Here is a 23,430-nt window from a genome sequence, read left to right on the forward strand (position 1 = left end):
TTTTCCAATGGATTCGGGATGATCAGGGACCTCCTCAAGTGGGTGGCGCCGGGCCTTGTGACAGTATTGGGCGGCACGGTTGCCGCTCTCGCCATGGCCACGCCGACCATGCTCGACACCTTGGCCGCGGAGGGCAGGGCTTCTCTTGCCGCCGCAGGCGCCGATTGGGCCCATATCTCGGTGGACGGCCGCCGCATCCATCTCGACGGCACAACTCCGAGCGACGACGAAAAGCAACTTGCCCTCGCCGGACTCGACGCGATCGCGGGGGTGGCCGGCGTCGAAGAAACGGTCACCATCGCGCCGCTCGCGGCACCGTTCCGAATTAATGTTTCGATTGAAGATGGCGCCGTAACTGTTTTTGGCAGCGTGGCAAATGAAGCTCAGCGACAGGAACTCACTGCGCTTGACGGCGTCGCCACCGCCGATCTCCAGATCCGCTCCGGCCAGCCCGCTTCCGCCCCTTGGCGCGCGGCGGTCGACTTCGCCCTTGCCCAGGCGCCGCTGGTTGAGAACGGCTATTTCGAACTGTCCGGCCTTACGCTCAATGCCGTCGGTCGCGCCGGCTCCGAAAAGGCTCTGGGCCAGTTGCAGATCGCGCTCGCCCAACTGCCCTCCGGGATCGCCCGCGGCGAGATCCGGCTCGAACCGGTGCGGGTCGCACCCTATACCTGGCGCGCAGAGTTCGACGGCGAGCGGATCGCCATTTCAGGCCACGTGCCCGAAGAGCGCATCGTTGAGCGCCTGCGCATGGCCGATGTTTCGGGCATCCCGGTCGCCACTGGCCTGTCGCTCGCCTCCGGCGCGCCGGAGGGTTTTGCCGAACAGACCAGGTTGCTGGTCGAGCAACTGGCCCGCCTCGAGCAGGGCGAGGCGCGCATCGTCGATGGGGTCAGCGAATTGACCGGTGTCCCACCGAGCATCGAAATCGCGCAGGCGGTGACCGAAGCCGTTTCCGGCCCCAATTCCATCGTCACCCTCTCGTCCCCGCGCGTGGCCGACTATTGGCTCAGCATTTCAAGGCAGGCGGGCGGCACGCTGGTCTTTGACGGCTTTGTGCCCGACGAAGCGACGCGCGAGCAGTTTGCTGCCATTGATGGCGCCGATGTCAGTTTTCTCAAGTTCGGTGCAGGCGCGCCCGATGCCTACCATCGGGCCGCGGACTACGGTCTCAACCTTCTGGACCACCTGAGCGAGGGGCGGATATTGCTTTCCGGTTCGACCCTGTCGGTCTCCGGCATGGCCCGCTCATCCACCGATTTCCGCACCGTGCTTGATCGTCTCGCCTCCGACGTGCCGCAGGGTGTTTTGCTCGCCGAGAACGCCGTCGAAGCGCCGCGGGCCGCCAGCTATACGTTCACGATCCGGCGCGATTCCGCCGGCAGCGTGACTCTCGAGGGGCTGCTGCCCAATCCCGACATCGAGGCGCGTCTGCTTGCCGAAGCGGGGCCAGCGGCGCGCTCCACCGTCAGCTATGCCTCGGGCGAGGCGGCGGGTTTCGTGGCTGCCGCCGAGCAGGCGCTCAATTTCCTGCCCTGGCTGCGCAGCGGCGTCGTCAGTTTCGATGGCGATGGCTGGACGGTCGAGGGCGAGCCAAGGTCTGCCATCGACAAGGGGTCGATTGAAAGCGAGTATGCCATCCGCGGACTTGCCCGCTCCGGCTGGACACTTGCCCTCTCGCAACCCGCCGAGAGCCCCGGCTTTGCCGACCCCTATCTCTGGTCGGCCGAGCGCCTGGCGGATGGCAGTTTCCTGTTTGCCGGTAATGTTCCGGCCGCGTCGGTGCAATCCTGGCTCAAGGTGCATGTCGGCACGCGCGTGGCTGACACGAGCCGCATCGCTCATGGCGCGCCCGGGGGCTTTGCCGACAATGTGCGCATTGCGGTCGAGACACTGCTGAGCCTCGAGCAGGGCAGGGTAGTCTATGACGGAACGTCCTGGAGCCTCGTCGGTGCCGCCGCCGACGGCATTCAGAAGGAAACCGCGCTGTCGCTCGCAGCAGCGCTCGGCGCCAGCCAGGATGCAGACATATCTGTGCCCGACCTTGCCCCTGCTGCGCCCTATATCTGGTCGGCCACCAAATCCGCCGATGGCGTCACTTTGGCCGGTACTGTCCCCGCCGAGTCCCTGCAGCGTTTCCTGGCGGTCCGCGCCGGCCCTGCTGTCGATGACCAGACCGAATTGCGCGCGGATGCGCCGGAAGGTTTTTCGTCGGATGTGCTGCAGGCCCTCGACGTGCTGGCTTTGCTGGCCGAAGGCGAAGTCGCTTTCGATGGCGAAAAATGGTCGGCCACCGGTCTGGCCCTGGCTCCCGACGCCTTCGCCTCGGCGACCACGCTTCTGGGCACTGCGTCGCCGCGCTGGAGCCTCAAGCTGAAAGATCCGGTGGTCGAAGCAACAGCCCCGCCGGTTGCACAGCCAGCCGAGCCGCCGCTGGCCGCAACTCCCACTGCTTCCGGCTATCCGTTCAGGGCAATCCGGGCCGACGACGGCACCGTCACCCTTGGCGGCCAGGTGCCGGCTCCTGCCACTGCCCAATATCTGGCCACCTTGACCGGCGGCGATGCCGGTGCGCTCTCTGTCGTGCCCGATGCGCCCGAGGGATTTGCCTTGGCGGCGCAGACCGGTGCGCGGACCCTGATGCGGTTGCAACCGGGCGAACTGGTCCTGTCCGACGGCAACTGGCGCCTCTCCGGCGAGGCCGCGAGCGAAGCCGATCGGGCTGCCATCGAAGCCGAAGTGGCGACCCTCGGCTCCGCCTGGAGCGCCGCCATTACCGCGCCATCGGGCCTTGCCCAGTGTCAGGCGCGGCTCGCCGAACTCTCCGCCCATAACGCCATCCTGTTTCAGTCGGGCGCGGCCATCATTGCGGCCGGCGCGGCGGCGGAGCTCGATGCCTTCGCGCAGGCGCTGCTGCTTTGCCCCGATGCGGTCATTGAAGTCGAAGGCCATACCGACAGCGATGGCGATGATCAGCTCAATCTGGCCCTGTCGGTCGCGCGCGCCGAGGCCGTGGTCAATGCGCTTGTCGAGCGCAATGTTTCGCCCTCCCGCCTTTACGCCATCGGCTATGGCGAGACCCAGCCCGTGGCCGACAATGCCACGGCGGAAGGCAAGCGGGCCAACCGCCGCATCGTCGTTTCGGTGCGAGCCCCGGAGGACCAGGACTGAGCCATGTCCGATCTGCTGGAAACGGTCGTCTTCCTCTGTGGCATCTACTGGCCCTATATGGCCGTGGCTGCTGCAATCGGCCTCGTGACGGGATGGCTCAGCCTGTCGCGCCGGCCAGGTGAGGGCGCGCCGTGATCCCGCTCGACCATGTGCTCGAGATTGCTCTTCTTATTTCGGTTGCCTATCTGATCGGCTGCGCTCTGGGCTACGGCGCCCATGTCGCCTGGCGTACGCTCGCGGCGCGTCCACGCGTGGTGTCCCGCCACGAGGCCCAGTCGATAGCGACGGCAATTGCCGTGTCGCCGACGACCGCCACACCCGCCGGAAAATCCGCGGCGCGACGGCTTGCCACTGCGGTCGAGCGCGACGTCGCGGAGCCTTCCGTCAAGCCCGTCCCCGCAATGCAACTGCGGCCGCCACAGCTCCCCGCGCCGCGTCATGGCAAGCCGGACGATCTGAGGCAAATCAAGGGGATCGGCGCAAAAACGGAATCAGCGCTGCATGATCTGGGGATCTACCATCTCGACCAGATCGTGGCCTGGACGCCGTCGCATATCGATTGGCTGGAAGGCCGCATCGCGGTCAAGGGCCGTATCCGGCGCGAGCAGTGGGTGGAGCAGGCCGTGCTGCTGCTGACGGCGACCGCTCCGGCTTAGGTCAGGCCGCCTTGCGCCGTGCCGTGCCGGCATGGAACACGAATTCGGCCACCGCCTCGATTTCCGATTGCTGGTCGAACAGCGCCGGAGAGCCCTGGCCCATGATGGTCACGGCTTCGGCGTCCGGGCGGCGGCGCACCATTTCCTCGAACGTTTCGCGCCGCACCTGGTCGGTCAGTTGCGTACGCAGCAACATGAGCCGCGCGCATTTGAGCGCATCGTAAAGCGGCCATTGCGGCACCAGCACGTCGTCGAAGCTGATATCCTTGATCCGTTCGATCAGCCGCCTGTCGAACAGCGCGCGAGGCCGTCCGCGCTTGTCGAACCAGAAGCTGCGCGCCGCCAGGGCATCGAGTTCTTCGGCGGCATGGCCGGGATAATCTCCGCCCAGGATCCGGCGAAATCCCTGGGTCACCGCCTTGCTGCCGCGCAGGCTGTCGAGATGGGCCTGGTTGTTGCGCAGGCGCACGATGCCGCGCGAATCCGTCACCGGGCCGCTGTCGAGCAGGATCGTCCCGCCAATGAGCAGCGGATGCCGGCTGGCGAGGGCCATCGCGACCTGTCCCCCATGACCCTGTCCCAGGATCACAGCCCGTCCGATGCCCAGGGCCGCGAGGATATCGGCCACGTCCTGCGCGTCGCTCACCGTGCCATATTGGCTGGTGCGGGGCCTGTCGTCGGCGCGGCCGCGGCCGGGCAAGTCGATCAGAACCATGGGCCACTGGCCGCTGCCAAGGCGTTGAAAGTAATCGGCAAAAGTCGCGAAATCGCTCATGTTGCGGGTGTAGCCGGCCAGGCATACCAGCGGGAGTCGCCTCTGACCGAAGTTGCCCCGCAGATGGACGGCCGCCCGCGTGCGCGCGTCGCCCATGGTGATGAGCGAAACGGGCAGGCCTGCAAAGGCCGGATGGTCGCCAGGAACCTTGCGCCGACGGGAGAACAACGAAATCATGCGCCCCATTTACCGGCCCCATGGCGCGAGTCACAAGCCGTTTCGCGTGCCTTGTGGCGGGCCGCCGATGAAAGTATGGTGCGGCCGGTTCGGCGCCGCGAGGGGCCGCACCAGACACAGACCAGAATGGCCGGCCCAAGACCGGCGCCCAATTGAGGAATTCCGACAAATGCTGCGTGGTTCGATTACGGCTCTCATCACCCCCATGCGCGATGGGGCCGTGGATGAGAAAGCCTTCGCCAGCTTTGTCGATTGGCAGATTGCCGAAGGCACCCATGGTCTGGTGCCCGTCGGCACCACGGGCGAAAGCCCCACGGTCAGCCATGAAGAGCACAATCGTGTCGTCGAAATCTGCGTGGAAGTGGCAAACGGCCGCGTGCCGGTTCTGGCGGGCGCGGGCTCGAACGCCACGGCCGAAGCCGTGTCGCTGGCACAGCATGCCGAGAAGTCCGGTGCCGACGCCGTGCTGTCCGTCGTGCCTTATTACAACAAGCCGAGCCAGGAAGGGCTTTTCCAGCACTTCTCCGCAGTGGCCAAGGCCGTCGGTATTCCCGTTGTCCTCTACAGCGTTCCTGGTCGTACTGTTGTCGACCTCAGTGTCGACACCATCGCGCGCCTCCGCGAAGCCCATTCCAACATTATCGGCGTCAAGGATGCGACGGCGGATCTCGGTCGCGCCAGCCTGCAGCGCGCCAAGCTCGGCACCGATTTTCTGCTGATCTCGGGCGAAGACATCACCGCTCTGGGTTTCAATGCCCATGGCGGCAATGGCTGCATCTCGGTGACGTCAAACGTTGCGCCGCGCCTCTGTTCGCAGATGCAGGAACTGTCCCTTGCCGGCGACTTCAAGGGCGCGCTCGCCATCCAGGACAAGCTCGTCCACCTGCACAAGGCCGTGTTCATCGAGCCGAGCCCGGCGCCGGCCAAGTATGGCGCGAGCCGTCTCGGCCTATGCGCCAACGAGCTGCGCCTGCCGCTCGTGCCCGCCACCAAGGCAGCGGAAGAAGCGATGGACTTTGCAATGGCTCATGCAGGTCTTATCTAGTTCCGGCGCAACCTTCGCGATCCTTCGTCATTGCCCGGCTACCCTCGGGCCAGACCCGGGGGCCGGGCAATCCATTTTAGGTAAGTAGCTCTCCATGGCCGCCAGCAAGAACGACAAAAGCAAGAGTGGGTGGATCAGCCACGGCCAGGTGGCCGAGAACCGTCGCGCGCGCTTCGACTACGAAATCGGCGAAACCATCGAAGCGGGCATCGTGCTGACTGGTACCGAGGTGAAGTCCCTGCGCCTGGGCAAGGCGCAGATCGCCGAATCCTATGCCTCGCCCGAACGCGGCGAACTCTGGCTGATCAATTCGCATATCCCCGAATATCTGCAGGCCAACCGCTTCAACCACGAGGAAAAGCGTCCGCGCAAACTCCTCGTCAGCAAGAAGCAGCTTGCCAAACTCGACCAGGAAGTGGCCCGCGCGGGCAATACCATCGTGCCGCTGAAACTCTTCTTCAACGACCAGGGCAAGGCCAAGCTGCTTATTGGCGTGGGCAAGGGCAAGAAGAACTACGACAAGCGTGCCACCGCACGCGACCGCGACTGGAACCGAGACAAGGCCCGCATCATGAAGGAAGGCGGGCGGGGCTAGTCTTTTACCTCTCCCTCTGGGGGAGAGGTCGGCGCGCAGTGCCGGGTGAGGGGGCCTTGATCGCGCTAGGCCTCGACCGGCCGCTGCACCTGTGGCCGCCCGACGGTCTTGGCGAGATCGGCCACGTCGATAAAGAAATCCGCCTGCCGCCGCAGATCGTCCGAAATCATCGGCGTCGATGTCGACAGCGTCGAAACGACGGTCACGCGCTTGCCCTTGCGCTGCAGCGCCGCCACCAGCGCGGTGAAGTCGCCGTCGCCGGAAAACAGCACGAAATGGTCGTAATAGGGGGCCTGTTCGAGCGCGTCGACGGTCAGTTCGATATCCATATTGCCCTTGACCTTGCGGCGGCCCATGGAGTCGGTGAATTCCTTCGCCGGCTTGGTGACCACCGTGTAGCCATTGTAGTCGAGCCAGTCGATCAACGGACGGATGGACGAGTATTCCTGGTCCTCGACCAGCGCCGTGTAATAGTTAGCGCGCAGCAGGTAGGCCTTGGCGCTGAATTCGGTCAGAAGCTTGCGGTAATCGATGTCGATGCCGATCGCCTTGGAAGTGGCATAGAGATTGGCGCCGTCGATGAAAAGGGCGATCTTCTCGCGAGGATCAATGGCCATAACGAATATCCTTGGAGCAGGGCAGGGCCGCGGCGCTGAAAAAGCCGTCCGGGACGGAGAGTTGATTAAATTCCACTGCTATCTTTAAAGCTTAAATTCGGTATTCGCACATTTGGCGACATCCGTAAAGCTGGCCGCCCGCCGGGCATCCCGTTTCCCACCGCACTTGTCATCGCGCTGTCGAACGTGTATTGCGACCCTTCATTCCCCCAAGTGTGGAGACGTTCGTGGCACGCGTCACCGTTGAAGACTGCATCGAAAAGGTCGAGAATCGCTTCGATCTCGTCCTCATGGCCGCCCATCGCGCGCGCATGATTTCCTCCGGCGCCCAGATCACCGTGGCCCGCGACAACGACAAGAATCCGGTCGTTGCCCTGCGCGAAATCGGCGACGCCACCATTTCGCCCGAAGACCTGCACGAGGATCTGATCCACTCGCTGCAGAAGTATGTCGAGGTCGACGAGCCCGAAAACACCGCCGCTCCGATGATCGAGAGCGCCGGCGACGACGACGCCATCAACTTCGACACCATCAGTGAAGAAGAACTGCTGCGCGGCATCGAGAGCCTGGCTCCGCCGGAGCGTCGGGACGACTAGGCCGCGTCCTGCAAATCGCTCCAGTGGAGCGATTTGAGCGGACTAGGCCATGAGAGCTGCGCGCGAATGGCATGCACCGGCCTTGCGGCACATGGTGATCCGATTATATCAGGGAGCGTCCGGCATGCGCCGGGCGCTCTTTTCATTTCTGATACAGGCGCTAAGCTCTTTTTCTGCGAGCGGGCGACTTAATCCATGATGCGTCAGTACGAGCTCGTCGAACGCGTTCAGGCCTATAACCCGAACGCCGATGAGCAATTGTTGAACAAGGCCTATGTGTACGCCATGCAGAAGCATGGCTCGCAGAAGCGCGCCTCCGGCGACCCCTATTTCAATCATCCGCTCGAAGTCGCGGCCATCCTGACCGAGCTGAAGCTCGATGATGCCTCCATCGCTGTTGGCCTGTTGCACGACACGATCGAGGACACCGACGCCACCCGCGCCGAGATCGATCAGCTCTTTGGCGGCGAGATTGGCACCATTGTCGATGGCCTGACCAAGATCGAGCGCCTCAACCTCGTGTCACGCGAGGAAGCCCAGGCCGAAAATCTACGAAAACTCCTCCTGGCCATCAGCCAGGATGTGCGCGTGCTGCTGGTCAAGCTTGCTGATCGCCTGCACAACATGCGCACCCTGCAGTTCATGGCGCCCGAAAAGCAGCGGCGCATCGCGCAGGAGACGATGGATATCTATGCCCCCCTGGCGGGACGCATGGGTATGCAGGACATGCGCAACGAGCTCGAGGATCTGAGCTTCCGCATTCTCCAGCCCGATCACTACGAGGCCATCACCGCGCGCCTCGAGCAGATGCAGGCCGACAATCGCGAGACCATCGACACCATTACCGCCGAACTGAGCGAGCGCCTGGCCGAGGCCGGCATCGCCGCCCGCGTCAAGGCACGGGTTAAGTCGCCCTATTCGATCTTCTCCAAGATCGAGCGGAAGTCGATCGCACTTGAGCAGCTTTCCGACATGATCGGCTTTCGTATCGTCGTCGGCTCGGAGGAAGAGTGCTACCGGACGGTGGGGCTGGTCCACACCACCTGGAAGGTCGTCCCCGGTCGCTTCAAGGACTATATCTCAGTCCCCAAGCACAACGACTATCAGTCGATCCACACCACCATTGTCGGCCCCAGCCGCCAGCGCGTCGAGCTGCAGATCCGCACCGAGGCCATGGATCGCATCGCCGAATTCGGCATCGCCGCCCACGCCCTCTACAAGGATGGTGCTTCGGCCAATCTCGGCCGCATCGAGATGGAGTCGCATGCCTATGGCTCGCTGCGGCAGACCATTTCGCACCTGACGTCAGGCATTTCGAGCGAGGACTTCCTCGAATACACCAAGCTCGAACTGTTCCAGGATCAGGTCTTCTGCTTCACGCCGCGCGGCCGTCTCATCGCCCTGCCGCGAGGCGCCACGCCCATCGATTTCGCCTATGCCCTGCATACAGATATCGGCGACACCTGTGTCGGCGCCAAGATCAACGGCCTCATCCTGCCGCTCGTCACACAGTTGCGCTCGGGCGACGAAGTGGAAATCCTGCGCGACCAGAACCATCGTCCGCCGTCCAACTGGATCGGCATTGCCGCCACCGGCAAGGCCCGCGCTGCTATCAGGCGGGCGGTGCGTCACGCGGCGGCCCAGCGCGCCTTTGCCCTGGGCGAACATGTGCTGAACATGATGCTAGAGCGCGAAGGCGTCATGCTCGACGATAGCGAGGCCAAGGCCCTGGCCGAGGCCCTCGAACTGCCCAGCAAGCGCGAGCTCCTCGTGGCCGTGGGCGAGGGCAAGATCGGCTCCGAGCCACTTTCCGTCGCCCTGGCGCAGGTCAAGGGCATCCGCAAGCGGCGCCGCAAGCTCGAACTGCCCGTAGCCGATACGGCCGATGGCTGGTTCGCGCTGCGCGGGTCCGAGGAGTTCCGCTTCCGCGTCCCCGGCGGCCAGCGCTCCGGCCCGCAGGCCAAGGCCGCCTTGGCCCAGCTCGATTTCCACACGCCCGTCACCGTGTCGGGGGAGGGGATCGTGCCCGGCGACCGGCTGGTGGGCATTCTCGAGCCCGACAACCCGCTCACCGTCTACCCCATTCATTCCGATGCGCTGATCGCTAAGCATGACAGCGATGTTGCTTGGGTCGATGTGCGCTGGAACCTGACGCGCGGCGAGGACAAGCTCTACCCGACGGTCATCTCGATGGAATCGGTCAACAAGCCCGGTTCGCTGGCGCAGATTTCCGCGGCCATTGCCGCCTGCGAGGCCAACATCAACAATCTGGTGATGCGGATGATTTCGCCCGACTTCCACCAGATGATCTTTGAAATCGAGGTGCGCGACCTTGCGCAACTGACCGATGTTCTGGCAACGCTCAAGCGCAGTCCTGGCCTGTCCGCCGTGCAGCGGGCCGGCATACGCGAGGCGGGAATGATCTCGACGCTCGAATGGGACGGCAGTGTCGATAGGAGCCCGCGCGATGGATAAAGACGACGTTCTGCAGATTTTCCGCGATTGCGGCGCCATGCTGGAAGGGCATTTCATTCTGTCCTCGGGCCTGCGCTCGCCCGTCTTCCTGCAGAAGGCAAAAGTCTTCCAGTATGCCAGCCAGACCGAAAAGCTCTGCAAGGCGCTGGCCGAACGCATCCGCGCCGAGGTGCCCGGCGTCACCAAGGTGGTCTCTCCGGCCATTGGCGGCATCATCCCCGGCTACGAAACCTCGCGTCACCTGGGCGTCCCGGCCCTCTATACGGAGCGCGTCGAGGGCCAGTTCGAGCTGCGCCGCGGCTTCGAGATCGGGGCGGATGACCAGGTCGTGGTGGTCGAGGACATCGTCTCCACCGGCCTTTCCATCCGCGAATGCGTCGAGTCGCTGCGCAAGATTGGCGCCAATGTCGTTGCCGCTGCCTGCCTCATCGACCGCTCCGGCGGCGAAGCCGATGTCGGCGTGCCGCTGATCAAGCTCATCGATTTCAAGGTCCCCGCCTATCCCGCCGACCAGCTTCCGCCCGAACTGGCCGCCATTCCGGCCATCAAGCCTGGCAGCCGCGGCATTCAGGGTGTGAAATGATCGTCGGCCTCGGTTCCGATCTCATCCAGATTCACCGCGTCGAGCAGACGCTGGCGAAATACGGGGACCGCTTCACCAATCGCTGCTTTACCGAGATCGAGCAGAAGAAGTCCGATCGCCGCGCCCAGCGGGCCGCCTCCTATGCCAAGCGCTTCGCTGCCAAGGAGGCCTGCTCCAAGGCTTTGGGCACGGGCATTTCCTGGGGCGTTTACTGGCGCGATATGGGCGTCGTGAACCTGCCCTCGGGTAAGCCGACCATGCACCTGACCAATGGCGCGGCGCGGGCCCTGGCTCGTCTTGTCCCGGAGGGACACGAGCCCCATATCCACCTCACCATCACCGACGACGCGGGTTTCGCGCAGGCCTTTGTCATCATCGAAGCCCTGCCGGTCAAATAGGCCGCCAGAGAGGCAAATCATGCAAGTTGACCGGGCGCGGTCAAACGCCTAACGCTTCCGCACCGCCATTCCGGGAAAAACCATGACCCAGCCTGCCGACAAGCCCGCCAAGAAGACCAATGAGTGGGTGGAAACCTTCGTCGTCATCGTCGAAGCGCTGCTGATCGCCATCGTGCTGCGGTTTTTCTTCTACCAGCCGTTTTCCATTCCCACCGCCTCCATGCAGCAGACGCTGATGATCGGCGACTACTTCGTCGCCAACAAGTACGTCTGGGGCTATGGCAAGCACTCGTTCTCGCTCGGCCGCTACGGCGATTTCGCGCTGCTCGATTTCGAGCTGCCGATCAACAACCGCATCCTTGGCCGCAATCCCAATCGCGGCGACATCGCCGTGTTCCGGCCCGTGCCGCAGAACATGGAATACATCAAGCGCATCGTCGGCCTGCCGGGCGACCGCATCCAGATGCAGGACGGCCGCCTCTACATCAACGGCACCATGGTCGAGCGCGAGGAAGTGGGCAAGGCCATCGACACCGACAGCAATGGCGACAGCCGCGAAGTCACCATCTATCGCGAGACCTTCCCCGAAGGCACGGCCCACATCATCCAGGAAATCGGCGACAACCTCTCGCTCGACAATACGCCCGAATATCTGGTTCCTGCCGGCCACTATTTCATGATGGGCGACAACCGCGACCGCTCCGCCGACAGCCGCGTCCTTTCGCAGGTCGGCTACGTCCCGTCGGTCAACCTGATCGCCAAGGCCGAGGCCATCTTCTTCTCCATCCAGGACAACATTCCGCCTTGGCAGATCTGGCAGTGGCCGGCCAATGTCCGCTGGAACCGCATGTTCCGCTCGGTCTATTCCGACCAGCCGGACACCAATCTGGAAGCGCCGTGAGCCGCCGCGACAAGATCCACGAAAAGCTCCAGTTCCGGCTTGGCTACCGCTTTGCCGACCCGGCTCTTCTGGACCGCGCGCTGAGCCATTCCAGCGCCATCTCGCCCGGCAAGCGCATCGAGAATTCCTATCAGCGGCTGGAATTCCTGGGCGACCGGGTGCTCGGTCTCGTGGTGGCCGATATGCTCTACCAGCGCTACCCCACATCCAATGAGGGGGAGCTGAGCCGGCTGCTCAATACCCTGGTACGCAAGGAAACCTGCGCCGACATCGCCCGTCAGCTCGATCTGGGCAAGGAGATGATCCTGGGGGACAGCGAGGCCCGCTCGGGCGGCGCCGACAAGGACGCTATCCTGGGCGACATCACCGAGGCCATCATCGGCGCCATCTATCTCGATGGCGGCCTGGAGCCGGCCCGCACCTTCATTGAGCGGCATTTCGCCGAATACCTCGTGGAGGGCCAGGCCAATCGCGCCGATGCCAAGACCACGCTGCAGGAATGGGCCCAGGCCCGGGGCCTCGAACCGCCCGTCTACCAGCTCGTTGAGCGGACCGGCCCCGACCACGCACCCGAATTCACCATTGCGGTGGAGCTTGGCGGCTTCGATCGGCTCGAAGCCATCGGACCCTCCAAGAAGGTCGCCGAACACCGGGTCGCCGAACTCTTTCTCGTCCGCCAGAATGTCTGGAAGGAACGCCAATGAACACGCCTGATGAACTCGCCGACACGTCCTGCGGCTTCATTGCCCTCGTGGGCGCGCCCAATGCCGGCAAGTCGACCCTGCTCAATGCCCTGGTCGGCACCAAGGTATCCATTGTCACCCACAAGGCCCAGACCACCCGCAGCCAGGTGCGCGGCGTGCTGACGCTGGATTCTGCTCAGCTTGTGTTCGTCGACACGCCCGGCATCTTCGCCCCCAAGAAGCGGCTCGAACGCGCCATGGTGGAGAACGCCTGGGGCGGGGCAGGGGATAGCGACATCGTCGCCTTCATCCTCGATGCCGATCGCGGCGTCACCCCTGATATCGAAACCCTGCTCGAAGGCCTCGAAAACATCCGCCAGCCCAAGGTGCTGATCCTCAACAAGATCGACACCGTCAAGCACGAGAGCCTGCTGGCGCTCTCCCAGTCTCTCAACGAGCGCCTGCGGTTTGAAGCCACCTTCATGCTCTCCGCCCTCAAGGGCCACGGCGTCAAGGATTTCATCGACTGGTGCATCAAGCACATCCCGCCCGGCCCCTGGCATTTCCCCGAGGATCACCTCACCGATCTCACCATGGCCATCACCGCCGCCGAGATCACGCGCGAAAAGCTGTTCCTGCGCGTCCATGACGAGATTCCCTACAATGCCACGGTCGAGACCGAGAGCTTCAAGATCCAGAAGGACGGCTCCTACAAGATCGACCAGGTCGTTTATGTCAGCCGCGAGAGCCACAAGAAGATCGTGCTCGGCGCCGGCGGCCAGACCATCAAGGCCATTGGTGCTGAAAGCCGCCGGGAACTGATGGAGATGTACGAGGTGCCTATCCACCTCTTCCTCTTCGTCAAGGTGCGTGAAAAGTGGGCCGACGACCCGGAGCGCTATCGCGAAATGGGCCTCGAATTCCCCAGCGGCAAGGCCTGACCCCGCCTAGCTGAGGGGTTCGTAATTGGTCATGTTGGCCTCCACCCCATGAGACCTCAGGAACCGCTCCGGATCGAAGCCGGTGGCGCGGCGCTTGTCCATCATCGCCGCCTTGGCGCTGGCCAGGTGCGTTTCGCTTTCCCACTCGACCACCGTCACGACATTGAAGCGGTCCGCCCCGGAATGATGTTCCAGCACGAGATTTTGGAGGCACCCCTGCTGCCCGTCGAGGAAGCTTTGGGTCTCGTGCAGTTGCGCGAGCACGGCCGTGCGGGCCTCGGCGGGAACGGCAAAGCTGTCGATGCGGAAAACGGAGCGCTTCTTGTGTTGGTCGGACATATCTGGTCTCCATGGATTGCATTCAGCACCTGCTGAATTGACAATATGTTGTCGAAACGGGTTTATGCTGTCAATATGAAATCTGACGACGCATCCACGGCGCTCAGCGCGCTGTTTCTCGACATCTTTCGAGCCAATGCTCGGCTTACCATGGCGGGAGACCAACTCGTCTCTCCCTTGGGACTGACCAGCGCCCGCTGGCAGATTCTCGGTGCTGTCGCCATGGCTCCCGCGCCGCAGCCGGTGGCCCATATCGCTCGCGACATGGGCTCGACCCGTCAGGGCGTTCAGCGTCTGGTCAATGAATTGCTGGACGGCGGCTTCGTCGAACTGCGGGAAAATCCGCATCATCGCCGGGCCAAGCTTGTTTGCCTTACGGCCAAGGGGAGGCAGGCCATGGATGAGATCGGCAAAGTGCAGCGTCCCTGGGTCGATGGTCTCGCCGAGGGGTTGGACGCCCCCAAGATTGCCGTCGCAGCCGCAGTCCTGGAGCACCTGAAACGCAAGCTGGAAGAGGGTATCGGCGCAACGGGCGACGGATCCGAATGACGTCTTGAATGCCTCCATCGCGACGGGCGCCGTCGGCCCACTGGAAATTGGCGCCGCCAGCGGCTAACCCTGATGCATACCCGGAGGAGACCGATGTCCTGGCTGTCCCGGATTTCTGCGCTGTTGATTGCCCTGGCGGCATGGCTGGGCCTCGGCATTCACGTCGAGGCGCAGATGGCCACTACAGGGTCGCTGCCGGTCACCCTCTGGATCCTCGGCGGATACTTCACTGTTCTCACCAATCTCATCGTCGTGGTGGTCTTCACGCTGCTGGTCATCCGGCCGGGCAGTGTCGGCCCGCGCACCATTGCCGGCGTCACCATTTCCATCGTCCTCGTTGGCGTAGTCTATGGCCTCCTCTTGCAGGGCTTGCAGGAGCTGACCGCTGGCGCCGCCTTGGCCAACGTGCTGCTGCACCGCGCTACCCCGCTTCTCGTTCCCATCTACTGGCTTGTCTTCGTCCCGCGCGGAGCGCTGCGCTGGGTCGATCCGCTGCTCTGGGCCGCCTATCCCGTCGCTTATCTCGGCTATGCCCTGCTCCGCGGCTCGGCTGAGGGTCACTTCGCCTATCCCTTCATCGACTATGTTGCCGCGGGCGTTCCGCAAGTCGTCGTGACCGTTGCCATCATCACCGCCGCCTTCCTCATCTGCGGCATGCTGATGGTCTGGTTCGATCGCGCCCTGGCGGGCCGAACGCGCCCCGCCCAGGCCTGATATGGAATGGACCGGTGAAGCCCTGCTCATTGGCATCCGCCGCCACGGCGAGACCTCGGTCATTGCCGAGGCCATGGTGGCGGGACGCGGCCGCTATGCCGGCCTTATTCGCGGCGGTCGCTCGCCCAAGCTGGCCGCGACGCTGCAGCCCGGCAACACCATCCAGCTCACCTGGCGCGCGCGTCTCGAGGATCATCTGGGCACCTTTAACGTCGAGTTGCTGCAAAGTCGCGCCGCCGGCCTCTTCGCCGACCGCAAGCGCCTCTACCTGGCCCAGACCGTCTGCGAGCACCTGCACCTGCTGCCCGAGCGCGATCCGCATGACCGGCTTTTGGGCATGGCCCTCGACCTGATCGACCACGAGCCCGACGCCGCGGCCTTGGCGCGCTTCGAACTGGCCTTGCTCGACGATCTCGGCTTCGGTCTCGATCTCGAAACCTGCGCCGCCACGGGGCTCACCGAGGACCTGACCCACGTCTCCCCCAAATCCGGCCGCGCCGTCAGCCGCGCCGCGGCCGAGCCCTACAAGGATCGGCTGCTGCCGCTGCCGAGCTTCCTCCACGCGCGTGGCAACGCCTCGCCCGACGACCTCCGCGCTGCCTTCCGTCTCAGTGGCCACTTCCTCGACATGTATGTCTGGTCCCAGCGCCAGCTCGATCCCCCCGCCACCCGCGAAAAGCTGATCGAATTGCTGACGGAGGAGTAGGCGAGACAAGCTGGACCACCCGGTCAAGCCGGGTGGTGACCTTGGGGTAGGGTCCGATCTCCCCCACCCGTCATTGCCCGGCTTGACCGGGCAATCCATTTAAAGCACCGGGTGGCGCCGAGTCGCCTGCCAAACCCGTGCAAAACCGCGTGTCTCCGCACCATTTCCATCCGGCCCGCGCTAATCTGCTCCCGATTCGTTCTCATCGATTGAGCACCGCATGTCCGACGCCGATACCCTCCCGCCGCCCGACGATCAGCGCATTGTCGATCTCAAGCAGGCGCTTGAGGAGCGGTATCTGAGCTATGCCCTCTCGACCATTACCCAGCGCGCGCTTCCCGATGCCCGCGACGGCCTCAAGCCCGTGCACCGCCGTATTCTCCATGCCATGCGCCTGCTGCGGCTCGACCCCAACCAGGGCTACAAGAAGTCCGCCCGTATCGTCGGCGACGTCATCGGTAAGTTCCACCCGCATGGCGACCAGTCGATCTACGATGCGCTGGTGCGCCTGGCGCAGGATTTTGCCCTCCGCTATCCGCTGGTCGATGGCCAGGGCAATTTCGGCAATATCGACGGCGATAGCCCGGCGGCCATGCGCTACACCGAATCGCGCATGACCGATGTGGCGACGCGCCTTCTCGAAGGCATCACCGAGAACGCCATCGACTTCAAGCCGACCTATGACGGCGAAGACGAAGAGCCGACCGTCCTGCCCTCGAACTTTCCCAACCTCCTCGCCAATGGCTCCACCGGCATTGCCGTGGGCATGGCGACCTCCGTGCCGCCGCACAACCTGGTCGAGCTCTGCAATGCCGCGCTCAAGCTCATCTACAATCCCGCCGCCACGACCGAGGAACTGATCCAGGCCGATCTGTCCGCGCCCCCCTCCATGGACGACCTGATCCGCGGTCCGGATTTTCCCACTGGCGGCCAGTTGGTGGAAAGCCGCTCGTCCATCGTCCAATCCTACGAGACCGGCCGCGGCGCCTTCCGCCATCGCGCCATCTGGGAAAAGGAAGAAAAGGGCAGGGGCGTCTATCAGATCGTCGTCACCAAGATTCCCTATGGCGTGCAGAAGTCGCGCCTCGTCGAGAAGATTGCCGAACTGCTGCTGGCCAAGAAATTGCCGCTGCTGCGCGACGTGCGCGATGAAAGCGCCGACGACATCCGCCTCGTGCTCGAACCGCGCGCCGGCACGGTCGACGCGGTCATTCTCATGGAACAGCTCTTCAAGCTGACCGAGCTCGAAGTCCGCTTCAGCCTCAATCTCAACGTGCTCGACAAGGGCATGACGCCGCGCGTCATGAGCCTGGCCGATGCGCTGCGTGCCTGGCTCGACCACCGCAAAGTCGTGCTCGTCCGCCGCAGCCAGCACCGCCTGGAGCAGATTGCCGCCCGCCTCGAAGTGCTCGAAGGCTACATCATCGCCTATCTCAACCTCGACGAGGTGATCCGCATCATCCGCGAGGAGGACGATGCCAAGGCGAGCCTGATGGCCACCTTCAGCCTCACCGACAACCAGGCCGAAGCCATCCTCAACATGCGCCTGCGCTCTCTGCGCAAGCTCGAGGAAATCGAACTGCGGCAGGAGCACAAGAACCTCACCGAGGAAAAGGGCAAGCTCGAAGCGCTGCTCGCCTCCGACAAGCGTCAGTGGGGCGAAATCGCCAAGCAGGTCGAGGCCCTCAAGAAGGCCTATCCGCTGTTCGAGGCCGATGGCGTAACGACCCACGCGCTCGGCGCCCGACGGACCATTTATGGCGACGCGCCGACCGCCGATGCCGCCGAAGTCTCCGAAGCCTTTATCGAGCGCGAGCCGATCACGGTCATTCTCTCCGAAAAGGGCTGGATCCGTGCGCCGCGCGGCCACACGGTCGAGGTCAATGACGAAAAGGGTTTCAAAACCGGCGACCGGCTGAAACTCGCCATCAAGTGTGAGACGACCGACAAGCTCCTGATGCTGACCACCGGCGGCAAGGTCTATACACTGGGCGCCGACAAGCTCCCCGGCGGCCGCGGCCAGGGCGAGCCCGTGCGCATCATGGTCGATATCGAGGAAGGGCAGGACATTGTCGCTCTCTTCGTTTATGCGCCGGGCAAGCAGCGCATCATCGCCTCCTCGTCCGGCTATGGCTTCGTCGTCAACGAGGATGACCTCATCGCCAATACCCGCAAGGGTAAGCAGATCCTCAATGTTTCGCTGCCCGAAGAGGCGCGGCTGATCGTGCCCTGCATCGGCGACCGGGTCGCCGTCATCGGCGAAAACCGCAAGCTGCTCGTGTTCCCGCTGGCGCAACTGGCCGCCATGAGCCGTGGCAAGGGCGTGCGCCTGCAGCGCTACAAGGATGGCGGCATTTCCGACATCAAGACCTTCTACGCCGCCGACGGCCTCACCTGGACCGACAGCTCCGGCCGCACCTATTCCAAGCCCACCGAAGAACTGGTCGATTGGGCCAGCGACCGCGCCACCGCCGGCCGCCAGCCGCCCACCGGCTTCCCGAAGAACAATAAATTCGTCGGGTGAGGGCTGCGCGCGTAGCGCAAGTTCGCTCCGGTGGAGTGCACTTCGGCCCGAACGCTTCGAGCCGTGCCGAAGGACAAACCGCGCCGGTGGCGCGGTTTGAGGCGAGAAGGCCATGAGAGCTATGCTCGAATGGCTGTGCGCAGGGCCGGCGAGTGCAGGAGTCACCCCACCCTCGTTCCCTCCCCCTTGAGGGGAGGGAAGCGAGATAGGACTTAGCCCTTCGCTAAGTCCGTTGAATCGAGCAGGGTGGGGGTGTCGGCGCATCCGCGTGCCGGTCCGCGCGATGTCGCCACGCCCTCCCCCGGCCCGTAGGCCGACGTCCCGCCCTGCATCGGAATCCCTGTGTGAAGCGTTGCGCGTAACCCTCTCCGGAGACTCATCAAATGATCCGCCACATCGTCCTGCTGCGCTTCCGCCCCGAGGTGTCAACCGATGAGCGCAATGCCATCTATGTGGAACTGGCCGCGCTGAAATCTGCGGTCCCCGGCTTTCTCGCCATGAGCTACGGGCCGAATGTCTCGCCTGAAGGCAAGGACCGGGGCTATGCGGACGGCTTTGTCATGGACTTTGTCGACGAGGCGACCCGCGATGCCTATCTGGTGCATCCAGCGCACCAGGCCGCCGGCGCGCGTCTCGTTGCCGCGCTGGAAGGCGGGCGTGACGGTCTGATCGTCTTTGATCTTGTGGTCTGATTACTCTTCGAGCCGGGTCCAGCCCAGCGAGCCGCGCTGCACGTCGAGCGGACGGTAGTCGCCCTTGTAGGCCATTTTGGGCGAATCCTTCACCCAATAGCCTAGATAGACATAGTCGAGCGCTGCCGCGCGCACCTGCTCGATATGGTCAAGAATGACGAATGTACCCAGCCCCCGATGGGCGAGGTCGGGATCGTAGAATGAATAGACCATGGAAAGCCCGTCGGGCATCACATCGGTCAGCGCCACGGCCACCAGAGGCTGAAAGGGGAGGTCGTTCAGGCGATATTCCACCAGCACCGACTGCACTGGCGTATCCTCGACCATGTATTCATAGTCCTGGTAGCTCATCTGCGTCATGCCGCCGCCGGCATGGCGCGCGTCGAGGTAGCGCTTAAAGAGTTCGAACTGCTCCATGGTCGCCATTGTCGGGCGGACCTGCACCGCCACATCGGCATTGAGGCGCTTTACGCGGCGGAACCGCTTGCTGATGGAAAACTCGCGCGTGACGATGCGGACCGACTGGCAGGAACTGCAGCCCTCGCAAGCGGGGCGATAGATCAGGTTCTGGCTGCGCCGAAAGCCGTTATCGCTCAGGAGCTGGTGCAGCATGGAGGCGCGCCGCCCGCTCAGGTGCGTGAACAGCTTGCGCTCCATTTTGCCCGGCAGGTAGGGGCAGGGCAGGGCGGCCGTCAGAAAGAGCTGGGTGGTTTCAGGCGTCTGGTCGGTCATCGAGGACCCGTTGATGCATATGCAGGGAGTGTAACCCTCCCCGGCGCCCGGGACAACGCCTCAAACGCCGTATTGATCCGAAGCCCGCATCCGTTGCCAGTGCTGGATCATGGGCGAGCGCCGCACCATCAGCGTACCCATCACGAGGTCATGGATCATTTGACGGCGGGGCGTGAACAGCGCGAACAGCACCGTCACCGGCCAGCAGATCCAGATCGTCACCCAGAACACCAGTGCGTGGAGGATTGCCATCCAGCCGTCGAGCGGCTGTCCGCGCGTCGGGGTCAGCACGATGTCGGTCATCTGCATGCCGACGGTGGCGCGCCGGGGCGAGCCCAGCGTCACGGCATAATAGACGACAATGGCCACCGGCAGGGCAAAAACCAGCGACACCCAGGCCAGTCCGAAAGTGAAGAACCCCAGGATCGTGCCCAGCAGCGTGATCGCCAGGACAAGCGCGCCCAAGATGACCACGTCGATGAAATAGGCCGTGACGCGCCGCGTCAGCAGCCCATCGAAAAGCTCGGGCGCGGAGGCGGGGTCGGGCAGTTGCGGTCGGATATCGGCATTCTGTGTCATGGTTGAGAACATTGTCATGGCATGTCTGCAGCGCAAGAGGTTGCGGTCCGAAAATCAACAATGATGCAGACGAGTGACGGAGCGCCTTGGATCCAATAGGTTCGGCATCCGGGAGGATGCTGCGATGACCTCGATCACCCAAGGCATGGGCGCCCAATATGCCGACAGCAGCCGTCTGGCGGCCCGCGCCCGCATTCATCAGTTCGGCCATGCCCCTGTTCCGTGGTTCCCCTGGGTCGCCGGCCACCTGCAGGTCGGGCCCGGTGTACGGATACTCGATGTCGGCTGCGGCCCGGCCTGGTTCTGGCCGCAGGCGATCGAAGTCATTGCGCCGGGAGCCGCCCTCACCTTGTTCGATCAGTCCCAGGGCATGGTCGATGAAGCGCTTGAGCGCTGCCGGGACCTCCCTCTCGCCTCAGTCGAAGGCTGCCGGGGCGATGCCGAAGCCTTGCCGTTTCCCGACGCCAGTTTCGACGCCGTGATCGCCATGCACATGCTCTATCACGTCCCCGACCAGGCCAAGGCAATTGCAGAGTTCCATCGCGTCTTGAAGCCGGGCGGCTGTTGCCTGGTGACGACCAATGACGTCGACGACATGCTCGAGCTCTACCGGATGACTGCCGTTTTCGGCAGCGATCCTGTAAACCCCGCCGGTGCCGCCTTTGGGTTCGAGCGGGGCGAGACCTTGATGCTCGAGCAGTTCGGCAATGTTGTCCTGCATGTGCATCCGCAGACAATGCGCGTCACCGATCCCGACGTGGTTTATCTCGCCCTCACATCCTACCCGCCAGGCGATTCCGCGCCGCCCGATCAGCAAGCGGCATTTCGCGAGGCGATCGACGCCGCCTTCACGGCCGGTGGTGGCGGCATAGATGTCACCCGCAGGGTCGGCGTGCTGGTCAGCCTCAAGCCTTGAGGCACGATATTGGTCCACCACCCGAAATCGCGTTAGGCTAGGCACTCCACCTGAGCGAGTCGCCCCGCCTGTCGCGGCCGCGATCCTTCCGGACCACTATTATGCCCTCTTCATCCGCGCCTGTCCCGGCGCTGACCCACCAGCCTTTGCGCGGCTTTGTGCTCATCGTCGGGGCGACGCTGCTCTTCGCCTACAACGACACCACCAACAAGCTGCTGCTGACCGACTACAATGCGCCCATGGTCACCGCCATCAGGTATATCGGCCATAGCCTCTTGATGCTGGCCCTGGTGGCGCCGTTTCATGGTCGCGAAATGGTCCGCACCCAGCGCACCGGCCTTGTTCTGGTGCGGGCCATCAGCCTTGCGCTCGGCTCGCTTCTGGTCAGTCTGGCCCTGCAGCGCATGCCGGTCGCCGAGACCACAGCTATCGTCTATCTCTGCCCGGTCCTTGTCGTGGCCCTATCGGGTCCGGTGCTCAAGGAACAGGTCGGCATCACCGCCTGGATCGCCGCCGTCATCGGCTTTGCCGGCGTCTTGCTGATCGCCCGCCCCGGAGGCGGGCTGGACCCCTGGGGCGTGGTCTTCGTCCTCGGCAATGTCATGGTCGGTGTCGCCTACAACCTGCTCTCGCGCGTGCTGGCCCGCACCGAGCGCACCATGGCCATGCTGTTCTATTCAGCGATTGTCGGCGCCATAGCCTTCGGCATTTTCCTGCCCTGGACTCTGCACGGCGTTGCCCCCACCGCTCTGCAGGTCGCGCTTTTTATCGGCCTCGGCGTCTCCGCATGGCTGGGTCACTACTGCTTCACCCAGTCCTATCGCTATGCCCCCGCCGCCTTCATTGCGCCCATGAGCTACATGCACCTGCTCTGGGCCGGCATCCTGGGATGGCTGATCTTTGGGCATGCGCCCGAGCCCCTCGCCATTGGCGGCATGCTGCTGGTTGCCCTAGCCGGCGTCCTCAGCGCGGTGCGCCCCCGCCGCGGCCAGCGCCCGGCGCAGATGGCATCGGAAGATGGGCTGACCGAAAAGGCCGGTTAGCGCGCGAGCTTCCGCGCTATTTCCAGCGCGTAATAGGTGAGGATGCCGTTTGCCCCGGCACGCTTGAAGGCCCAGAGGCTCTCGAGCACCGCCGCATCGCGGTTGATCGCACCGGCAGCCCCGGCCATCTCGATCATCGCGTACTCGCCGCTCACCTGGTAGGCATAGATCGGCACGTTGAAGGCGTCGCGCGCCCGCCTGATCACGTCCAGATAGGGCATGCCGGGCTTGATCATGATACTGTCGGCGCCCTCGGCAATGTCCTGCTCGATTTCGCGCAGTGCCTCGTCCGAATTGGCATAGTCCATCTGGTAGGTGCGCTTATCGCCCTTGAGCCGGCTGCCCGAACCCACCGCCTCGCGGAAGGGGCCATAGAAGCACGACGCATACTTGGCGGCGTAGGACATGATCTGGACGTGCTCGAACCCTTCGGCGTCGAGCGCGGCGCGGAGGGCGGCCACGCGCCCATCCATCATGTCCGATGGGGCAATGATGTCGGCGCCCGCCCGCGCCTGCACCAGAGCGGAGCGGATCATCACGGCGACGGTCTCGTCATTGAGAATTTCGCCGTCCCGCACCAGCCCGTCCTGCCCGTTGGCGGAATATTCGTCCAGCGCCACGTCGGCGATGAGCCCGATCTCCGGCACGGCTGACTTGATGGCATCGAGCACCCGGCACATCAGGTTATCCGGATTATAGGCCTCTGCGGCGGTCTCGCTGCGCAGGTGGTCCGGCGTATTGGGAAAGATCGCCAGCGCCGGGATACCGGCATCGCGAGCCGCCTTTGCCGCCTCCACCATCAGGTCGATGGACAGACGCTCGACGCCGGGCATGGTCCGGATCTGGGTCTTCTCGTTCTGCCCTTCGATCACGAAGAGCGGCCAGATCAGGTCGCGCGGCAAGAGTTCGGTTTCGCGCACCATGGCCCGGCTCCACTCGCTTTGCCGCAGGCGGCGCATCCGCCGGCCGCCGAGAAACGACATGTCATGCTTGGGCCAGCTCTGGGTCATCGCGAGGTCTCCT

At 64.1% G+C, this 23,430-nt stretch carries 25 protein-coding genes; 19 read left to right on the top strand and 6 right to left on the bottom strand.

What is annotated here, in order from left to right; all coding sequences use genetic code 11:
* Window positions 1-18 precede the first annotated feature (18 nt).
* From JEQ47_RS11710 to JEQ47_RS11715, 3 genes are read left to right on the top strand one after another with little or no spacing between them, the layout of a single operon-like run.
* Window positions 19-3,171: an OmpA family protein gene (locus JEQ47_RS11710; RefSeq protein WP_198876571.1), complete on the top strand. Its 3,153-nt coding sequence runs from the start codon at window positions 19-21 to the stop codon at window positions 3,169-3,171.
* A gap of 3 nt (window positions 3,172-3,174) precedes the next feature.
* Window positions 3,175-3,306: a hypothetical protein gene (locus JEQ47_RS20945; protein WP_268905738.1), complete on the top strand. Its 132-nt coding sequence runs from the start codon at window positions 3,175-3,177 to the stop codon at window positions 3,304-3,306.
* A complete protein-coding gene (locus JEQ47_RS11715; RefSeq protein ID WP_198876572.1) occupies window positions 3,303-3,827 on the top strand; it encodes a helix-hairpin-helix domain-containing protein in 525 nt (174 codons plus the stop codon). Before JEQ47_RS20945 ends, JEQ47_RS11715 begins: the two co-directional genes overlap by 4 nt.
* Window position 3,828: 1 nt before the next feature.
* On the opposite strand, the gene JEQ47_RS11720 is transcribed toward JEQ47_RS11715, so the two are convergent.
* Window positions 3,829-4,788: an alpha/beta hydrolase gene (locus JEQ47_RS11720; RefSeq protein WP_198876573.1), complete on the bottom strand. Its 960-nt coding sequence runs from the start codon at window positions 4,786-4,788 to the stop codon at window positions 3,829-3,831.
* Between the two features lie 160 nt (window positions 4,789-4,948).
* Between JEQ47_RS11720 and dapA the strand changes: the two genes are divergently transcribed.
* Together dapA and smpB are read left to right on the top strand one after the other, a co-directional pair.
* Complete coding sequence (dapA, locus tag JEQ47_RS11725; protein ID WP_198876574.1) at window positions 4,949-5,824, top strand: 4-hydroxy-tetrahydrodipicolinate synthase; 876 nt, start codon at window positions 4,949-4,951, stop codon at window positions 5,822-5,824.
* Window positions 5,825-5,918: 94 nt separating this feature from the next.
* Window positions 5,919-6,419, top strand: a complete 501-nt coding sequence (gene smpB, locus JEQ47_RS11730; protein ID WP_198876575.1) for an SsrA-binding protein SmpB — start codon at window positions 5,919-5,921, stop codon at window positions 6,417-6,419.
* Window positions 6,420-6,484: 65 nt separating this feature from the next.
* Here smpB and JEQ47_RS11735 read toward each other — a convergent pair whose 3' ends face one another.
* Window positions 6,485-7,036: a LabA-like NYN domain-containing protein gene (locus tag JEQ47_RS11735; protein ID WP_198876576.1), complete on the bottom strand. Its 552-nt coding sequence runs from the start codon at window positions 7,034-7,036 to the stop codon at window positions 6,485-6,487.
* A 227-nt stretch (window positions 7,037-7,263) separates the two neighbouring features.
* On the opposite strand from JEQ47_RS11735, the gene rpoZ reads away from it, so the two are divergent.
* From rpoZ to era, 7 genes are all read left to right on the top strand, one after another.
* Window positions 7,264-7,632, top strand: a complete 369-nt coding sequence (gene rpoZ / locus JEQ47_RS11740; RefSeq protein ID WP_198876577.1) for a DNA-directed RNA polymerase subunit omega — start codon at window positions 7,264-7,266, stop codon at window positions 7,630-7,632.
* Between the two features lie 195 nt (window positions 7,633-7,827).
* Window positions 7,828-10,107, top strand: coding sequence for a RelA/SpoT family protein (locus JEQ47_RS11745; RefSeq protein WP_198876578.1), 2,280 nt, complete (start codon window positions 7,828-7,830; stop codon window positions 10,105-10,107).
* Window positions 10,100-10,690: an orotate phosphoribosyltransferase gene (gene pyrE, locus JEQ47_RS11750; RefSeq protein ID WP_198876579.1), complete on the top strand. Its 591-nt coding sequence runs from the start codon at window positions 10,100-10,102 to the stop codon at window positions 10,688-10,690. Before JEQ47_RS11745 ends, pyrE begins: the two co-directional genes overlap by 8 nt.
* Window positions 10,687-11,088 (top strand): holo-ACP synthase, encoded by a 402-nt coding sequence (gene acpS / locus JEQ47_RS11755; RefSeq protein WP_198876580.1) that lies wholly within the window; start codon window positions 10,687-10,689, stop codon window positions 11,086-11,088. Before pyrE ends, acpS begins: the two co-directional genes overlap by 4 nt.
* Window positions 11,089-11,170: 82 nt before the next feature.
* A complete protein-coding gene (lepB, locus tag JEQ47_RS11760) occupies window positions 11,171-11,989 on the top strand; it encodes a signal peptidase I (RefSeq protein WP_198876581.1) in 819 nt (272 codons plus the stop codon).
* Entirely contained in the window at window positions 11,986-12,693 is a 708-nt protein-coding gene (gene rnc, locus JEQ47_RS11765; RefSeq protein ID WP_198876582.1) for a ribonuclease III, read from the top strand. Before lepB ends, rnc begins: the two co-directional genes overlap by 4 nt.
* Window positions 12,690-13,613 carry a GTPase Era gene (era, locus tag JEQ47_RS11770; protein ID WP_198876583.1) on the top strand — a complete coding sequence of 308 codons (924 nt, stop codon included), beginning with the start codon at window positions 12,690-12,692 and terminating at the stop codon, window positions 13,611-13,613. The genes rnc and era overlap by 4 nt, the downstream gene beginning before the upstream one ends.
* Window positions 13,614-13,619: 6 nt before the next feature.
* On the opposite strand, the gene JEQ47_RS11775 is transcribed toward era, so the two are convergent.
* Window positions 13,620-13,952 carry an antibiotic biosynthesis monooxygenase gene (locus JEQ47_RS11775; RefSeq protein ID WP_198876584.1) on the bottom strand — a complete coding sequence of 111 codons (333 nt, stop codon included), beginning with the start codon at window positions 13,950-13,952 and terminating at the stop codon, window positions 13,620-13,622.
* A 75-nt stretch (window positions 13,953-14,027) separates the two neighbouring features.
* On the opposite strand from JEQ47_RS11775, the gene JEQ47_RS11780 reads away from it, so the two are divergent.
* The 5 genes from JEQ47_RS11780 (at window position 14,028) to JEQ47_RS11800 (ending at window position 19,137) form a co-directional block, all read left to right on the top strand.
* A complete protein-coding gene (locus tag JEQ47_RS11780; protein WP_236020784.1) occupies window positions 14,028-14,501 on the top strand; it encodes a MarR family winged helix-turn-helix transcriptional regulator in 474 nt (157 codons plus the stop codon).
* A 93-nt stretch (window positions 14,502-14,594) separates the two neighbouring features.
* Entirely contained in the window at window positions 14,595-15,215 is a 621-nt protein-coding gene (locus JEQ47_RS11785; protein WP_198876586.1) for a Pr6Pr family membrane protein, read from the top strand.
* A 1-nt stretch (window position 15,216) separates the two neighbouring features.
* Complete coding sequence (gene recO / locus JEQ47_RS11790) at window positions 15,217-15,921, top strand: DNA repair protein RecO (protein ID WP_198876587.1); 705 nt, start codon at window positions 15,217-15,219, stop codon at window positions 15,919-15,921.
* Between the two features lie 220 nt (window positions 15,922-16,141).
* Entirely contained in the window at window positions 16,142-18,445 is a 2,304-nt protein-coding gene (gene parC / locus JEQ47_RS11795) for a DNA topoisomerase IV subunit A (RefSeq protein ID WP_198876588.1), read from the top strand.
* Window positions 18,446-18,828: 383 nt separating this feature from the next.
* Window positions 18,829-19,137 (top strand): Dabb family protein, encoded by a 309-nt coding sequence (locus tag JEQ47_RS11800; protein ID WP_198876589.1) that lies wholly within the window; start codon window positions 18,829-18,831, stop codon window positions 19,135-19,137.
* Here JEQ47_RS11800 and JEQ47_RS11805 read toward each other — a convergent pair whose 3' ends face one another.
* Both JEQ47_RS11805 and JEQ47_RS11810 read right to left on the bottom strand, forming a co-directional pair.
* Window positions 19,138-19,869 (bottom strand): arginyltransferase, encoded by a 732-nt coding sequence (locus tag JEQ47_RS11805; protein ID WP_198876590.1) that lies wholly within the window; start codon window positions 19,867-19,869, stop codon window positions 19,138-19,140.
* Window positions 19,870-19,929: 60 nt separating this feature from the next.
* Window positions 19,930-20,466 (bottom strand): RDD family protein, encoded by a 537-nt coding sequence (locus tag JEQ47_RS11810; RefSeq protein WP_198876591.1) that lies wholly within the window; start codon window positions 20,464-20,466, stop codon window positions 19,930-19,932.
* A gap of 106 nt (window positions 20,467-20,572) precedes the next feature.
* Here JEQ47_RS11810 and JEQ47_RS11815 point away from each other — a divergent pair, with 106 nt between their 5' ends.
* Window positions 20,573-21,364 (top strand): class I SAM-dependent methyltransferase, encoded by a 792-nt coding sequence (locus tag JEQ47_RS11815; protein WP_198876592.1) that lies wholly within the window; start codon window positions 20,573-20,575, stop codon window positions 21,362-21,364.
* A 101-nt stretch (window positions 21,365-21,465) separates the two neighbouring features.
* Window positions 21,466-22,407, top strand: a complete 942-nt coding sequence (locus JEQ47_RS11820; protein WP_198876593.1) for a DMT family transporter — start codon at window positions 21,466-21,468, stop codon at window positions 22,405-22,407.
* Here the strand turns inward: JEQ47_RS11820 and hemB are convergent.
* Window positions 22,404-23,417 (bottom strand): porphobilinogen synthase, encoded by a 1,014-nt coding sequence (hemB, locus tag JEQ47_RS11825; protein ID WP_198876594.1) that lies wholly within the window; start codon window positions 23,415-23,417, stop codon window positions 22,404-22,406. The two genes, JEQ47_RS11820 and hemB, sit on opposite strands and share 4 nt — an antisense overlap.
* Window positions 23,418-23,430 lie beyond the last annotated feature (13 nt).

The sequence above is a fragment of the Devosia sediminis genome, from assembly GCF_016411825.1.
Lineage (GTDB): Bacteria > Pseudomonadota > Alphaproteobacteria > Rhizobiales > Devosiaceae > Devosia > Devosia sediminis.

What these genes read in the sequence shown, in the direction of transcription:
- era (WP_198876583.1), top strand. Translation starts at nt 12,690, where the DNA reads ATGAACACGCCTGATGAACTCGCCGACACGTCCTGCGGCTTCATTGCC.
- JEQ47_RS11815 (WP_198876592.1), top strand. Translation starts at nt 20,573, where the DNA reads ATGACCTCGATCACCCAAGGCATGGGCGCCCAATATGCCGACAGCAGC.
- smpB (WP_198876575.1), top strand. Translation starts at nt 5,919, where the DNA reads ATGGCCGCCAGCAAGAACGACAAAAGCAAGAGTGGGTGGATCAGCCAC.
- JEQ47_RS11810 (WP_198876591.1), bottom strand. Translation starts at nt 20,466, where the DNA reads ATGACAATGTTCTCAACCATGACACAGAATGCCGATATCCGACCGCAA.
- JEQ47_RS11805 (WP_198876590.1), bottom strand. Translation starts at nt 19,869, where the DNA reads ATGACCGACCAGACGCCTGAAACCACCCAGCTCTTTCTGACGGCCGCC.
- JEQ47_RS11775 (WP_198876584.1), bottom strand. Translation starts at nt 13,952, where the DNA reads ATGTCCGACCAACACAAGAAGCGCTCCGTTTTCCGCATCGACAGCTTT.
- parC (WP_198876588.1), top strand. Translation starts at nt 16,142, where the DNA reads ATGTCCGACGCCGATACCCTCCCGCCGCCCGACGATCAGCGCATTGTC.
- JEQ47_RS11710 (WP_198876571.1), top strand. Translation starts at nt 19, where the DNA reads ATGATCAGGGACCTCCTCAAGTGGGTGGCGCCGGGCCTTGTGACAGTA.
- dapA (WP_198876574.1), top strand. Translation starts at nt 4,949, where the DNA reads ATGCTGCGTGGTTCGATTACGGCTCTCATCACCCCCATGCGCGATGGG.
- acpS (WP_198876580.1), top strand. Translation starts at nt 10,687, where the DNA reads ATGATCGTCGGCCTCGGTTCCGATCTCATCCAGATTCACCGCGTCGAG.
- JEQ47_RS11745 (WP_198876578.1), top strand. Translation starts at nt 7,828, where the DNA reads ATGATGCGTCAGTACGAGCTCGTCGAACGCGTTCAGGCCTATAACCCG.
- JEQ47_RS11785 (WP_198876586.1), top strand. Translation starts at nt 14,595, where the DNA reads ATGTCCTGGCTGTCCCGGATTTCTGCGCTGTTGATTGCCCTGGCGGCA.
- JEQ47_RS20945 (WP_268905738.1), top strand. Translation starts at nt 3,175, where the DNA reads ATGTCCGATCTGCTGGAAACGGTCGTCTTCCTCTGTGGCATCTACTGG.
- JEQ47_RS11800 (WP_198876589.1), top strand. Translation starts at nt 18,829, where the DNA reads ATGATCCGCCACATCGTCCTGCTGCGCTTCCGCCCCGAGGTGTCAACC.
- recO (WP_198876587.1), top strand. Translation starts at nt 15,217, where the DNA reads ATGGAATGGACCGGTGAAGCCCTGCTCATTGGCATCCGCCGCCACGGC.
- JEQ47_RS11720 (WP_198876573.1), bottom strand. Translation starts at nt 4,788, where the DNA reads ATGGGGCGCATGATTTCGTTGTTCTCCCGTCGGCGCAAGGTTCCTGGC.
- hemB (WP_198876594.1), bottom strand. Translation starts at nt 23,417, where the DNA reads ATGACCCAGAGCTGGCCCAAGCATGACATGTCGTTTCTCGGCGGCCGG.
- JEQ47_RS11735 (WP_198876576.1), bottom strand. Translation starts at nt 7,036, where the DNA reads ATGGCCATTGATCCTCGCGAGAAGATCGCCCTTTTCATCGACGGCGCC.
- lepB (WP_198876581.1), top strand. Translation starts at nt 11,171, where the DNA reads ATGACCCAGCCTGCCGACAAGCCCGCCAAGAAGACCAATGAGTGGGTG.
- JEQ47_RS11820 (WP_198876593.1), top strand. Translation starts at nt 21,466, where the DNA reads ATGCCCTCTTCATCCGCGCCTGTCCCGGCGCTGACCCACCAGCCTTTG.
- pyrE (WP_198876579.1), top strand. Translation starts at nt 10,100, where the DNA reads ATGGATAAAGACGACGTTCTGCAGATTTTCCGCGATTGCGGCGCCATG.
- JEQ47_RS11780 (WP_236020784.1), top strand. Translation starts at nt 14,028, where the DNA reads ATGAAATCTGACGACGCATCCACGGCGCTCAGCGCGCTGTTTCTCGAC.